Below are 14,231 nucleotides of genomic sequence, written 5' to 3' on the forward strand. Positions count from 1 at the left end.
AGTCAGCGCGCCGCGGCCGCGGCCGATCTCTTCCGGGCGCCCGCCCGGCCGCCGTTCAGCCGCTCGATCCGGATCGCCGTGGCCTTGAACTCGGCGGTGCCGGACTTGGGGTCGGTGGCGTCGATGGTCAGGAGGTTCGTCGCGACGTCGTCCTGGAAGTGCAGCGTCATGAAGGCGAGGCCGGGGCGGAGGCCTTGGTCCAGGCGCACCGGCGCCTCGACGGCGCCGCGGCGCGACACGACGCGCACGCGCTCCCCCTCCGTCAGGCGGAGGCGCTCGAGATCCTCGGGGGCCAGGTCGAGCGACTCGCCGCGGCGCAGGGGCGAGGCGTAGCCGGCGGTCTGGACGCCGGTGTTGAACGAGTCGAGACGCCGTCCGGTGGTCAGGCGGATCGGGAAGTCCTTCGTCAGCTCGTCCACCGGCGGCTCGAACTCGACCGGGCTGAAGGGGGCCGGCGGCCCCTCGATCGGTTCGTTCCACAGGCGGGCGTGCAGGAACGGGCTGCCGGGGTGACTCTCGTCCGGGCAGGGCCAGGGGATGCCGCCCAGCTCCTCGAGGCGGCGGTAGGTCATCCCCTTGTGCCAGGACGACAGGCTCCGCAGCTCGTCCCAGACCTGCCTGGCGGTGGGGCGGCCCCAGTCGCGGCCGAGGCGGCGCGCCAGCTCGCACAGAATCTCGATGTCGTCGCGCGCCCCCTGGGGCGGGTCGAGCGCCTTGCGCACGCGCTGCACGCGGCGCTCGCTGCTCGTCACGGTCCCTTCCGACTCGCACCACGACGCCGCGGCCGGCAGGACGACGTGGGCGAATTCGGACGTCTTCGTCAGGAAGAGGTCCTGCATCACGACGTGGTCGAGCTTGCCGAGCAGGTGCATGGCGCGGGCGCAGTCGGCCTCGGACTGGGCCGGGTTCTCGCCGATGACGTACAGCGCCCTGAGATCGCCGTGCTCCATCGCCTCGAACATCTGGCTCAGGTGCCAGCCGCGTTTCGGCGGGATGGCGGCGCCGCCCCAGGCGCGCTCGAACTTGGCGCGCGACGCGGCGTCCTCGACGTCCTGGCCGCCCGGGAGCTTGTTCGGGATCGCCCCCATGTCGCCGCCCCCCTGCACGTTGTTCTGGCCGCGCAGCGGGTTCAGCCCCGAGCCGTAGCGCCCGACGTGGCCGGTCAAAAGGGCCAGGTTGATGATCGCCAGGACGTTGTCGACCGCGTTGTGGTGCTCGGTGATCCCGAGCGTCCAGCAGATCTCGGCGCGGTCGGCGCGGGCGTAGGCGTGCGCCAGCTCGCGGATCGCCTCGGCCGGGACGCCGGTGATCTTCGCGGCGCGCTCGAGCGTGTACGTCTCGACCGATTTCCGGTACGCCTCGAAGCCGGTCGTCGCCCGGGCGATGAAGGCGCGGTTCTCGAGCCCTTCCGCGAGAATCTCGCGCCCCATGGCGTTGGCCAGGGCGATGTCCGAGCCGACGTCGATGCCGAGCCAGACGTCGGACCACTCCGCCGACCCGGTGCGGCGCGGATCGATGGTGTACAGGCGGGCGCCGTTGCGCACCCCTTTCAGGACGTGGTGGAAGAAGATCGGGTGCGTCTCGCGGGCGTTCGATCCCCACAGGACGATGAGGTCGGTCTCCTCGATCTCCCTGTAGGACGACGTCCCGCCCCCGGCGCCGAAGACCGTCGTCAGACCGACGACGGATGGCGCGTGTCAGGTGCGGTTGCAGCTGTCGACGTTGTTGCTGCCGAGGACCGAGCGGGCGAACTTCTGCGCCAGGTAGTTGACCTCGTTGGTCGCCTTCGAGCAGGAGAACAGCCCGAAGGAGCGGGGCCCGTGCGCGTCGACCGCGGCGCGGAAACCGGAGGCGGCGCGATCGAGCGCCTCGTCCCAGGTCGCCTTGCGCAGCACGCCGTGGTCGCGCACCATCGGCTCGGTCAGCCGGACGTAACCACCCTTCATCGCGGCTCCTGCTGGTGAAGCGTGAAACGCTGAGCCTTCAACCGTTTGAGAATACCGCCGTTGGCCCACGTCTGTCTACACTTCGGGGCCAGTCTGGCGGCGCGCCGTGCCACGCGGTACATTTCCTCCTATGGACGCCCTCTTCGACGCCGGGCGGACGGCATCCGCCCAGATCCTGGCCGTGGAGCTGGACCGGGCCCCGATTTCGTATCTGGAAGGGGCCCTGGTCAACCCCCTTCTCGACCCTGGCCTGGTCCTGCTGATTCTCCAGAAGAACCGCGGCATCACGGGCCCCTTGATCTCCCGCATCGGGCGCAACCGCGTCTGGCTCAAGCCTTACGAGGTCAAGGCCGCCATCGTGCTGCATCCGAAAACACCGCGCCCGCTGGCGATGGGGCTGATCCAGTTCCTCTGGTGGCGCGACCTGGCGCGCGTCGCGGACCAGGCGACGCTCGCGGCACCTTTGCGCCGGGCGGCCGAGCGTCTGCTGGAGATCCGGATGCAGGAGCTGGCCCTGGGGGAGAAGGTGGCGCTGGCGCGCATCGCCACGCGCGGCGTTATCGGCGCCCTGCGGCGGACCAGCGACCCGATGGTCATGCGCGCCCTGCTGCAGAACCCGCGTCTCCTGGAAGAGGACGCGCTGGCGATCGCCTCCGGCAAGACGACGGCCCCCGGTGTCCTGCAGGCGCTGGCGGAGGATCCCCGGCTGTCCGTGCGCCCGGCCCTGCAGAAGGCTCTCGTCCAGAATCCCGCGACTCCTCCCGCCGCCGCGCTGCACCTCCTCCAGCGACTGTCCACTCAGTCGCTCCGCGAGCTGGCGCACGCGCCGCACCTCCCGACGCTGGTCAAAGTGGCGGCCCTGCGGACCCTCGAAGCACGGACCCACCCGGATCGAGCCGGCGATCGGTCGTCCGATTCCAGTTAAGTAACTGATATCGCATCACTTGGGGTCGTTTGACAAACCGGTAACCCGTCCTTATTATTAGCCTTCGGTCGAAGTCATGACGGCCCAAGCACTTGGAACGCGGCGGGCGCGGTGTCGATGGCGAGTTTCGGCGAGACCCTGAAGCGTGAGCGCGAGCTGCGCGAGATCTCCCTGCGCCAGATCGCGGAAGCCACCAAGATCAGCATCCGTTACCTCGAGGCCCTGGAAGAGAACCGGTTCGACGTGCTTCCCGGAGGCCTGTTCAACAAGGGGTTTATCAGGGCGTACTCCAGATTCATCGGCATCGACGGCGAGGCGATGGTGAACTCCTACCTGCAGGAGGTCGGCCCGCGGACCGCGGGGCCCGCCGGGTCGCGTCCCGATGACAGTCAGGGGCCGATGCACCGGCCGGCCGGGGTGCCGCAGAAGCGGGCCGGGGCCAGGCCTGCGGACTCGTCCTCGTCGCAGCGCCTCGCGCTGCCGGCCATCAGGTTCGCTCCGACGAGTCCCGCTCCGGCCGTCGCCCCTGCCGCCACGGCCCCTCCATCCGCGGCGGCTCCGGCCGGCGAGGTCAGGGCCGACCGTGCCCCGGCGGCGGCGCCCCACTCGACGCCCGCCGACCCGGTGCGCGCGGCCTTGCAGGCGATCGCGGCCGATCGGACCGAGAAGCGGGCGGAGCGCACCGGGCAGCGATCGTCGCGCGCCTTGTTCTGGATTCTGTCGCTGGTCGCGGCGGCCGGCGTCCTGTTCCTGCTCATGAGCGTCCTCAGGCCGGCGCCCCCCGCGGCCTCCCGGCCGGCCGAGAGCCCCGCGACGGAAAGCGGCGGCCCGGTCGACCCCTCCCAGGGGCCCGAGCCCGCGCCCCAGGAAGGGGCGGAGGCGCGGCCCGATGGATCGTCCGCCCTTCTGCCCGAGATGTCCCAGCCGTCGCACATCACGCTCGGTGCGCTGACCACGGTTCCCCCGGCCGTCACACCGCCGCCGGGCAAATCATCGACGGCGGCGCCCCTTTCGCCCGGGGCGCGTCCGGAGCCGACGCCGCGCTCCGAGCGCGCCACCCTCTCCCCGCCCCCGACCTTCGCGCCTTCCGGCCCCGGGGAGCGCGGCGCTGCCGTGGGCCCGGAAAGCGGGCCTTCGGACGCCGGACCGATGCGGGTGGAGATCCAGGCGAGCGACCGGGCCTTCGTCCAGCTCGTGTGCGACGGGCGCGAGGTGCTCAACCGGGTCATGGAGGCGGGCGAGACGGAGGACGCTCGCTGCGACGCCGTCGTCCGGGTCAGCGCCACAGACGCGGGGGCCGTGCGCGTCATCGTCAACGGCTCTTCCTGCCTGCCCCTCGGCGATCCCGGCTCGAAGGTTTACGGCTACACGATCCGTGTCGACGATTTCGCGCGCATCTGTCCCCGGGGGGAGCGAGGATCCCGTGGCCGCCGCTGAGCCCCAGGGGGACGCTGTCCGGGCACGCCATCCCCTGGTCGAAAAGATTCTCTCCGGCACCGCCCCCGAAGCGATCCGCATGATCGCCGCGCGCGGGGCCCTGCCGCTGCCGCTCCAGGACCTGGTGTACGCGCAGATCTGCCTGCTGCACGACGAACTGCCCCAGGTCGTCCAGGCGGCGACCGAGAGTCTCGCGAAGCTCGCCGGCGAAGCGCTCCTCCCGATCCTGCGCGATCCCGGCTGCGAGGCGGTGCTGGTCGATCATTTCGTCCGCTCCGGGCGGCTCTCGGGAGACGCCCTCGAGGCGGCGATCGCGCACCCGGCAATCATGGACGCGACGCTCGAGTCGGCGGCCACGACCGGCACGGCCGAGACGCTGAACCTGATCGTCACGAACGAGGTGCGGATCATCAAGACCCCGCACCTCCTCGAGATCCTGCGCGCCAACCCGAACCTGTCCTCCGACAACCGCCGCCGCCTGCAGGAGCTCGAGCGCGACTTCATCGGCAAGGAGCAGCTGCGCGTGCGTCCCTCGCCCGTCCCGGCGGCCGGGCCGCTTGCTGAGGCCCTGCCGGAGGGGGCCGCGGCCGGGGAGGCGCCGGCGGCCGGAGAGGAGCCCCCCGCCGACGACGCGGCCGCGCCGGTGATGACGGAGGAGGAGGAGGCACGGTTCGAAGAGGAGCTGAAGAAGACCCCCGTTTTCCAGAAGATCATGAAGATGAACGTCGCCGAGCGCGTGCAGCTCGCGATGAAGGGGAACGCGGAAGAGCGCGCCATCCTGATCCGGGATACGGCCAAGATGGTGGCCCACCAGGTCCTGAAGAGCCCGAAGCTGTCCGACAGCGAGGTCGCCAGTTTCGCCAAGATGCGCAACATCCATGAGGACATGTTGCGGGTGATCGCCTCGCGCAAGGACTGGACGAAGACCTATGCCACGGTGCACGCCCTGGTGCGCAATCCCAAGACGCCCGCGGGGCTGACGATCCAGTTCCTGCCGCGGCTCGGCAACCGGGATCTGAAGATCGTCTGCGGCGACAAGAACATCCCGGAGCTGGTGCGACGCCAGGCGCGCAACCTGTTTCTCATCCGCACCCAGCCGCCGAAGAAGATGGGGAAGAAGGCGCACTGATGCGGCTGCTCAAGTCGGTCCGCAACCAGCTCGGCAACTACCAGCTGAAGTCGGGTCTCTACCATTACTACCGGGGGGAGGCGAAGCAGGCGATCGAGTTCCTGACCCGCGTCCTGCAGGCACCCGAGACGCCCGAGGCCGATCGCCGCATGGCGATCTACTACCTGGCCCAGACGCACATCGCGGCGGCCGAGCGTTCCGAGGAGCAGAGCAATGTGGAGGCGGCGGTCCAGGGCTATCGGGAAGCCCTGGCGTTGACTCCCGACTACCCCGACCTGCACTTCCGCATGGGGGCGCTGTACGCGCGCTTCGACCTCAGCCTGGAGGCGATCGAGTGCTACCGCCGGGCCGTCCAGCTCCACCCGGGATACCTCGAGGCCCGCGTGCAGATGGCCTTCCTCCTTCTGTCGTCCGGACAGAAGGAGGAGGCGCTGAGCGAGTTCGAAGCGGCGCGCGACCTCGCCCGGCGCGCCATCGAGGAGCCGTTCGGGAAGGCGGCGGCGGCCCTGGCGCAAGGGGCGACGCGCGAGGCGGAAGAGTGGATGCGCGAGACCTTCCTCAGGCGGCCCGAAAGCTTCGCGTTTCACTACCGCCGGGCCATGCGCGCTCTGATCGAGGGACACCTCGAGCGGGCGGTGGAGGATTTCCGCCAGGCCAGCCTGTTCAGCCCCAACTTCGCCGACGTCCACAATCTCATCGGCGTCGCTCTGGGGGAGCTGGAGCGCTGGGAGGAATCGATCGCCGCATTTCGCAAGGCTCTGGAGGCGAATCCGGAGTATCCTTTTGCGCGCCTCAACCTGGCCTTCGCCCTGGCCGACGCCGGGCACGAGCGTGAGGCGATCGAAGAAATGAGAGCCATCCTGGCGCGCGAGCCGAACAACGAGCCGGCCCTCGCCAAGCTGGATGAGCTCGTGTCACCGAGGAAGGAGCGGACGCGTGTCCAGGGCTAAGGCCTCCACGGAAGACGGCGCGCCGCGCCCAGTCATCCGGAGCGCCGGGCTGTCCGACGTCGGCAAGCGCCGGAAGTCGAACGAGGACTCCTTCGCGATCTCCGAGGACGGCACCCTGTTCATCGTGGCGGACGGCATGGGGGGGCACGCCGCGGGCGAAGTGGCGTCGCGCCTGGCGGTCGAATCGATCGAGCGGCACATCTCGGGCACCGATCCGCGCAAGGAGCCGACCATTCCCGCCTCCTTCCGCTCCCCCGGGATCGACGAGGCCAGCCTGCCGGTTCCGGCGCGCCGGGTGCTGAACGCCATCCGGCTCGCCAACCAGGAGATCGTGCGCTCGGTCCGCAAGGACAGCAGCATGCGCGGCATGGGGACCACGGTCGTCATCGCCTACGTCCACGGGACGCGCGCCTACATCGGCTCGGTCGGCGACAGCCGCGCCTATGTCGTGCGCGATCGGGCGCTGCGCCAGCTCACGTCCGACCACACCCTGGTCAACGAGCAGGTGAGAGCCGGCGCCCTGAGCAGCCAGGAAGCGCGCCACCACCCGGCGCGCAACATCCTGACCCGGGCGGTCGGCAGCCAGGAGGACGTCGAGGCCGACCTCGTGGAGCTCGACCTGAAGCCCGGGGACATCCTCCTCCTGTGCTCGGACGGTTTGACCACCATGGCGGAGGACGCCGACATCCTCAAGACCCTTCTGGCCCATCCCGACGATCCCGAGGCGGCCTCGCGCGCCCTCATCGACCTGGCCAACGATCGCGGCGGGGACGACAACGTCACGGTCGTCCTCGGGCGCGTCGGGACGCCGACGCACTGAACCCCGTTTCCGGAAACCCGTCGGCCCGCGTGCGGCCCGCCAGCCTGCCGGGTCCGGACCACTGCCCCGCCGTCCCGATGCGGCCGATTGTCAATTCGTGTAAAAAGGTTCGTGTTCCCACTTGCAGAGGGGGCGGGGGTCTTCTAGACTGTAAGTGTTTACTTACCAGAACGCGGAGGGCCTCCGGCATGTCGCGCGCGCGACTGACGGGCGAAAAGCGTCGCGAGCAGATCCTCGAGTCGGCCGTTTCGGTCTTCGGCCGCCGGGGATTCGAAGGATCCACCACGCGCGCGCTGGCGCGCGAGGCCGGGGTGAGCGAGGCGATGATCTTCCGCTTCTTCCCGGACAAGGCGGCCCTGTACCGGGCCATCATCGATCGGTTCATCGCCGCCTCCGGCGATCCCTTCCCGCGCGCCGCCGCGGCGAAGCGTGACGACGAGTCGGTGCTCGCGGCCCTGGCCGAGAACCTGATCCGGGACATGGAGCAGGAGCCGCAGTTCGTGCGCCTCCTGCTGTACAGCGCCCTGGAGCGGCACGAGCTGAGCCGCCTGTTTTTCGAGGCGCGTATCCTGAAGGTCACCCGGACGCTGGCCCGCTACCTGGCGCGTCGCATGGAGGAAGGGGCCCTGCGCCCGGTCCCTTCCCTGCCGGCCGCCCGGGCCTTCTTCGGCATGGCCTGCCACTACGCCCTGATGAACAACCTCTACACGGGGACGATGCCCGGCCGCATGCCGCGCTCGAGCGCGGCCCGGCTGGTCGCGTCGCTGTTCCTCGGCGGGCTCCGGGACAGGGAGCACCAGACGGCCCGCGTGGCCGGGGCCATCGGAAGACCGGCCGCCCGCTTCGGAAAGGCGAGCGCATGAAGCGCGCACCCTGGATCGCCGTCATCCTCCTCCTGGCGGGCGCTGCGGCGGGCTGCTCCGGCGGCGCCGACGGGGCGCCCAAGAACAGCCCGGCCGCGGCGGCGGCCGCCCCGTCGCCGTCGCGCGTGCTGCGCGTCGCCACGACGCCCGCGGCGATCAAGGACGTGACCTACACCATCGAGGCGGTCGGATCGATCGAGGCCCGGGAGCAGGTCCAGGTCGTGGCGGGAGTCGAGGGGGTCGTGGCCAGCGTCCGGTTCCGCGAGGGGGACGCCGTCACGCCGTCCACCGTTCTCGCGACCATCGATCCGGAGCGCTTCCGCATGCTGGCGGAACGGGCGAAGGCCAACCTGGACAAGATCGACGCCCAGTCCCGGCAGGCGATCGCCGACCTGAAGCGACGCGAGGAGCTCCTGAAGCAGGTCCCGCCGCTGGTGTCCGAGGAGGAGGTCGAGCGCGCCCGGCAGGAGGCCGAGCGCCTGCGTGCCTCGGTGGCGGAGGCCCGGTCGCAGTTCGAGCTGGCCGACCTGGATCGGCGGCGATCGGTCGTGCATCCCCTGGTCCCGGGGGTGATCAACAGCAAGACGGTCGCCACCGGGCAGCACGTCGAGGCCCAGGCGGTCCTGGCGACGCTGGTCGACACCCGCGCCCTCGAGGTCCGCTTCCGCATCTCGGAGCAGGAATCGGTGCGCCTGACCGACGGCGTCGAGGTGCGCTTCACGACCGCGGGGCGGCCCGGGAAGGAATTCACGGCGCGCGTGTTTCACGTCTCGTCGACGGCCGATCCGACGAGCCGGATGGTCGAGTGCCTGGCGCGCGTCGACAACCCGGCCGGCGTGCTCAAGCCCGGGTTCTTCGCCGAGGTGAAGGCCGACGTCGAGAGCCACAAGGGGGCCGTGGTCATCCCGGAGCGCTCCGTCCTGTCGACCGATCGCGGCTTCGTGGTGTTCGAAGTGATCGACGGCAAGGCGGTCGAGCGCCGCGTCAGCCTGGGCCTGAGGACCCGGGACGGCGGCGTCGAGATCGCCTCGGGACTGGAGCCCAGCGCGCAGGTGGTGACCGACGGCGGCGACATCCTGCGCGACGGCGCGACGGTCCAGGTCGTCTCCGCGGCCCCTGCGGGCGCCGCCCAGTGAGTCCGGAGAACGAACGGTGAGCCTCTCCGACATCTCGATCCGCAACCACGTCTTCGCCTGGATGCTGATGGCCGCCCTGATCATCTTCGGCGGGATCGGCTTTGCGCGCCTGGGCGTCAGCCAGAACCCGGACGTCGATTTCCCCGTCATCAACGTGCAGGTCACGCTGGAGGGCGCCTCACCGGAGGTGATGGAATCGGACGTCATCGAGCCGCTCGAGGACGCCGTCACCACGATCGAGGGGGTCAAGTCGATCTCCTCGACCAGCAAGCAGGGGCGCGCCACGGTGATCGTCGAGTTCGACCTGAAGCGCAACATCGACCTGGCGCTGCAGGACGTGCAGACGCGCGTCGCCCAGGCGGCGCGAATTCTGCCGCGCGAGGTGGACCCGCCAACCATCAGCAAGACGAACCCGGAAGACCAGCCGATCATGTGGCTGAACCTCTCCGGCAACAAGGACCCCAGGGCGCTCGCCGACTACGTGCGCAACGTCCTGAAGGACCAGTTCCAGACGCTGCCCGGCGTCGGCGAGGTGATGCTCGGCGGCTACCAGGAGCGCAACATCCGCGTCTGGGCCGACGCGCGCAAGATGGAAGCCTACGGCCTGACCTCGGACGACCTGGTCACGGCCATCCGGAGGCAGCACGTCGAGGTCCCCGCCGGGCGGATCGAGACGGCCGACCGCGAGATGAACGTGCGGGCCGAGGGGGAGGCGATCGACGTCCGGCAGTTCGCCGACCTCGTCGTGGCCACCCGCGCCGCGTCGCCGATCCGCCTGAGCGACGTGGCGGTGGTGCAGGACGGCCTGGAGGACAAGCGGCGCGTGGCTCGGGTCATGGGGAGGCCGGCGCTCGGATTCGGCATCAAGAAGCAGCGCGGCTCGAACGCCGTGGACGTGGCGCACGCGGTCAAGGCGAAGATGGCGGAGATCACGCCGACCCTGCCGGAAGGGCTGTCCATGGGCATCTCCTTCGACGGCACGACCTTCATCGAGGACGCCATCCACGAGATCGAGATCGCCCTGATCCTGGCGGCGATTCTCACCGGGATCGTCTGCTGGCTGTTCCTCGGGTCGTGGTCGTCCACCGTCAACATCCTCCTGGCGATCCCGACGTCGATCGTCGGCACGTTCATCTGCATCTATTTCTTCGGCTTCACCCTCAACACCTTCACCCTGCTCGGCCTGTCGCTGTCGGTCGGCATCGTCGTGGACGACGCGATCATGGTCCTGGAGAACATCTACCGTCACCGGGAGCACGGCGAAGACCGGGTGCAGGCGGCCATCCTCGGGGCGCGCGAGATCACCTTCGCCGCCGTGGCGGCGACCGCCGCCATCGTGGCGATCTTCCTGCCGGTCGCCTTCATGAAGGGGATCATCGGCCGGTTCTTCTTCGAATTCGGCGTGACCATCTCGGTGGCGGTCCTGCTGTCGCTTCTCGAGGCGTTGACGCTGACTCCCATGCGCTGCTCGCAGTTCCTGGAGGTGGGGGCGCGCGGCGGCCGCTTCAGCGCGGCCCTCGATCGCTTCTTCACGCGCCTGTCAGGGGGCTACCGGCGCTGGCTGGAGCCGTCCCTGCGCCACCGCGGGCTGGTCATCACGGGCGCGACGCTGCTGTTCCTGGGGTCGCTCGGCATCCTCGTCTTCATGAACCGCGAGTTCGTGCCCTCACAGGACCAGAGCCGGATCTTCATGCGCATCCAGACGCCGGTCGGATCGTCGGTGGATTACACGGACCGGATGCTCAAGCGGGTGGAGGATTTCGTGATGTCCCGGCCCGAGCTGGATCGGTACATGGCGTCAGTCGGGGGCTTTGGCGGCGGCGACGTCAACACCGGCGTCGCCTTCGTGACCCTGAAGCCGCCCCGGGAGCGCCCCGTCGATCCGCAGGCCGGCCACCGGCTGTCGGCGCAGGAGCTGATGGCGATCGCGCGGCGCGAGCTGAACGCGATTCCGGGGCTCAAGGCGACCATGCAGGACCCGTCGCAGCAGGGGTTCACGGCGCAGCGCGGCTTCCCGGTCGAGCTGTCGCTGCGCGGCCCCGACTGGGACCGCCTGGCGGAGTACTCCGCGACGCTCATGGAGCGGATGCGGGGGACCGGCCTGGTGACCGACGTGGACACCGACTACCAGGTCGGGATGCCGGAGGTGCACGTCGTCCCCGACCGGCAGAAGGCGGCCGACCTCGGGATCAGCATGGACACCATCGGGTCGACCGTGAACACGATGATCGGCGGGGCCCGGGTGGCGCGCTTCAAGGACAAGGGGCGCCGCTACGACATCCGGGTCCGGCTGCTGGCCGAGCAGCGATCCAGGCCCGACGACATCAACCGCCTGCTGGTGCGCACCTCCGCCGGCGGTCTCGTGCACCTCGGCGACATCGTACAGATCGTCGAGAAGCCGACCCTCCAGGTCATTTCGCACCAGGACAGGCAGCGGGCCATCGGGATCTTCGCCAACGTCGCCCAGGGGGCCTCGCAGGCCGACGTCCTGGCGCGCCTGCACGGGATCGGCCGCGAGATCCTGCCCGAGGGGTACCAGCTGGTCTTCTCGGGCTCCGCCCAGGTCTTCCAGGAGTCGTTCCGGTCCCTGATCTTCGCCCTGGTCCTCGGCCTGGTCGTGGCGTACATGGTCCTGGCGTCCCAGTTCAACTCGTTCATCCACCCGTTCACGGTCCTTCTCGCCCTCCCGTTCTCGATCACCGGGGCGCTCGTCACCCTGTGGGTCGGCGGGTGCTCGCTGAACATCTATTCGATGATCGGCATCATCCTGCTGATGGGGATCGCCAAGAAGAACTCGATCATCCTCGTCGATTTCACGAACCAGCTCCGCGAGCGGGGACGGCCGCGCCAGGAGGCGCTGCTCGAGGCCTGCCCGATCCGGCTGCGGCCCATCCTGATGACCTCGGTGTCGACCATCGCGGGCGCCGTCCCGTCCGCGCTCGCGCTGGGACCGGGGGCCGAGACCCGCATCCCGATGGCCCTGGCGGTCATCGGCGGGATCGTCGTGTCGACCTTCATGACCCTCTTCGTCGTGCCGAGCGCCTATTCGACCCTGGACGACCTCAATCTCTGGATCGCGGCGCGGCGGGGCCGCAAGAAGATGCTCGCCGCCGGCGGGGCGGTCCCTGCCGCCGGCGGTTCCCTGCCCGCTCCGGGCTCAGCCCACGCCGCACCGGCGGGCGCCTCGCACACCGCCGCCCGGGCGCTGCAGTCGGGCGCCCACGCCGATCCGCGGTGAAGATCCTCCAGACCAATTTCCACCGCGGATGGGGCGGCCAGCCCGCCCGCATCTTGATGATGTCGCGCTCGTTGGCGGCGCGCGGTCACCAGGTGACCATTGCCGCGCCGCGCGGGTCGCTCCTGGCCGGGCGCGCCCGGGAGGCGGGCCTGCCCGTCTTCGACGCGCCCGCCTTCAGAAAGCCGAAGCTCCTGCACTCCGCGCTGCGCGACATCGCCGTCATGGCCCGCCACCTGAAATCGGAACGCTACGACCTGATCGACGCCCATGGGTCGCAGGACCTGTGGACCTGCGTCGTGGCGCGGCGGCTCGCCGGACGCACCGCGCCTCTGGTCTTCACCCGGCACAACACGAAGCGCGTGGTCGAGCACCCTGCCAACGACTGGCTGTACCGCCGGCAGGTGGACCACCTCATCGTCGCGAGCGGGAGCGTGCTGGAGCGTTATGAGCCCTTCTTCCGCTCCGGGGCCCTGAGCCGCGACCGGGTGTCGATCGTGCAGTCGGCCTACCGGTCCGATCGCTTCCACCCCGGCGTGGACGGCGGCCGGGTGCGGGCCGAGCTCGGCCTTGCCGCGGACGCGCCGCTCGTGGGGGTCGTCGGACGCCTGGTCGAGGACAAGGGGCAGGACGATTTCCTGCGGGCCGCGGCGATCGTTCTGGGGCGGAGGCCCGCGGCGCGGTTCGTCCTGGTGGGGACCGGTCCGAGCGAGGCCGCGCTCAAGGACCTCGCCGCGGATCTCGACCTCGTCCGCGCGGTGCATTTCCTGGGGTTCCGCGACGACGTCCCGGAGGTCACCGCCGCCCTCAGCGTGTCGGTCCTGCCTTCGATCGACTGCGACGCGTCATCGGCCGTCCTCAAGGAGGCCCTCGCCTGCGGCGTCCCCGCCGTGGCGACCTCGATCGGCGGAGCCACCGAGATCCTTCAGGACGGCCGGACCGGTCTCATCGTGCCGCCGCGGGCGCCGGAGCGGCTTGCCGGGGCGATCCTCACCCTCCTGGACGACCGGGCTCTGGCGCGCGACATGGGAAAGGCCGGCAGCCTGGACGTGGCCGCGCGCTTCACGCCCGATCGGCTGGCGGACGGGACCCTGCGCGCCTACGAGGAGGCGGTGCGCCGCTTTACAGCCTGAAACGGTAGCTCCGATCGCCAGAGGACTGCAGCAAACTGTCGCCGATGCCGGGCCGTCACCATGCTGTACAACCCCACGCCGACCCTCACCGAAACCTAGTACATGGCACCAGCGGATCTGTGCGGTCCTCTATCGGCGCGCTTGCCAGATTGGATTGTGCTCTTCCCAGTCTCTGGGTCAGTGACTTTGATCGCCGCATCATTCTTTTCACCACCGGATTTGAACTCGATCTTCGAGTCTCGTGCCTGTTGTATCTTCTCTTTGTCCTCTTTGGTGACGCTCTTATCCTTCCTCTCTGAGAATCGCGGGTCTGCGCAAGAGCCTCAAGAGCGCCTCGACCCGGTCGCAGAATGGATCCTCAGGTCCGCTTTCTCATGGAGAAAAAACTCTCGAAAAACTTGTTGCATTTCGATTTGACTTGTCGTATCTTACACCTTGCGTGCATCGCCCTTCCGTCCCCGCGATTCACGCTCGCGGTCGTGAACCTTCAGGACTGTTCCATTGCTGCGAGGTCTGCGCGTGCGCGTCGATGCCGTGTCCCGAACCGAAGTTTCGGTTCCTCTCCGTCCAGTGGCCGCCACGGGTTCATCTGACGGCGGCTCGGCGGAACCCCGGGAGACCGTGCGCCTCGGTGCCGGTCAGGCCCTCGTACCAGAG

At 69.8% G+C, this 14,231-nt stretch carries 10 protein-coding genes; 9 read left to right on the top strand and 1 reads right to left on the bottom strand.

The window, feature by feature from the left end:
* Positions 1–2 precede the first annotated feature (2 nt).
* Positions 3–1,946, bottom strand: a complete 1,944-nt coding sequence (locus VGV60_14045; protein ID HEV8702391.1) for a molybdopterin-dependent oxidoreductase — start codon at positions 1,944–1,946, stop codon at positions 3–5.
* 130 nt (positions 1,947–2,076) lie between these two features.
* On the opposite strand from VGV60_14045, the gene VGV60_14050 reads away from it, so the two are divergent.
* From VGV60_14050 to VGV60_14090, 9 genes are all read left to right on the top strand, one after another.
* Positions 2,077–2,871: a hypothetical protein gene (locus tag VGV60_14050; GenBank protein HEV8702392.1), complete on the top strand. Its 795-nt coding sequence runs from the start codon at positions 2,077–2,079 to the stop codon at positions 2,869–2,871.
* A 117-nt stretch (positions 2,872–2,988) separates the two neighbouring features.
* Entirely contained in the window at positions 2,989–4,308 is a 1,320-nt protein-coding gene (locus VGV60_14055) for a RodZ domain-containing protein (protein HEV8702393.1), read from the top strand.
* Entirely contained in the window at positions 4,295–5,437 is a 1,143-nt protein-coding gene (locus VGV60_14060) for a hypothetical protein (GenBank protein ID HEV8702394.1), read from the top strand. Before VGV60_14055 ends, VGV60_14060 begins: the two co-directional genes overlap by 14 nt.
* Positions 5,437–6,387 (top strand): tetratricopeptide repeat protein, encoded by a 951-nt coding sequence (locus VGV60_14065; GenBank protein ID HEV8702395.1) that lies wholly within the window; start codon positions 5,437–5,439, stop codon positions 6,385–6,387. The genes VGV60_14060 and VGV60_14065 overlap by 1 nt, the downstream gene beginning before the upstream one ends.
* Positions 6,374–7,207 (top strand): Stp1/IreP family PP2C-type Ser/Thr phosphatase, encoded by an 834-nt coding sequence (locus tag VGV60_14070; protein HEV8702396.1) that lies wholly within the window; start codon positions 6,374–6,376, stop codon positions 7,205–7,207. The genes VGV60_14065 and VGV60_14070 overlap by 14 nt, the downstream gene beginning before the upstream one ends.
* A gap of 188 nt (positions 7,208–7,395) precedes the next feature.
* Positions 7,396–8,070 (top strand): TetR/AcrR family transcriptional regulator, encoded by a 675-nt coding sequence (locus VGV60_14075; GenBank protein ID HEV8702397.1) that lies wholly within the window; start codon positions 7,396–7,398, stop codon positions 8,068–8,070.
* Positions 8,067–9,206 (top strand): efflux RND transporter periplasmic adaptor subunit, encoded by a 1,140-nt coding sequence (locus VGV60_14080; GenBank protein HEV8702398.1) that lies wholly within the window; start codon positions 8,067–8,069, stop codon positions 9,204–9,206. Before VGV60_14075 ends, VGV60_14080 begins: the two co-directional genes overlap by 4 nt.
* Positions 9,207–9,222: 16 nt before the next feature.
* Positions 9,223–12,444, top strand: coding sequence for an efflux RND transporter permease subunit (locus VGV60_14085; GenBank protein ID HEV8702399.1), 3,222 nt, complete (start codon positions 9,223–9,225; stop codon positions 12,442–12,444).
* On the top strand, positions 12,441–13,574 hold the full coding sequence (locus tag VGV60_14090; protein ID HEV8702400.1) for a glycosyltransferase family 4 protein: 1,134 nt from the start codon (positions 12,441–12,443) through the stop codon (positions 13,572–13,574). The genes VGV60_14085 and VGV60_14090 overlap by 4 nt, the downstream gene beginning before the upstream one ends.
* Positions 13,575–14,231 lie beyond the last annotated feature (657 nt).

This window comes from Candidatus Polarisedimenticolia bacterium, from assembly GCA_036001465.1.
GTDB lineage: Bacteria > Acidobacteriota > Polarisedimenticolia > Gp22-AA2 > Gp22-AA2 > Gp22-AA3.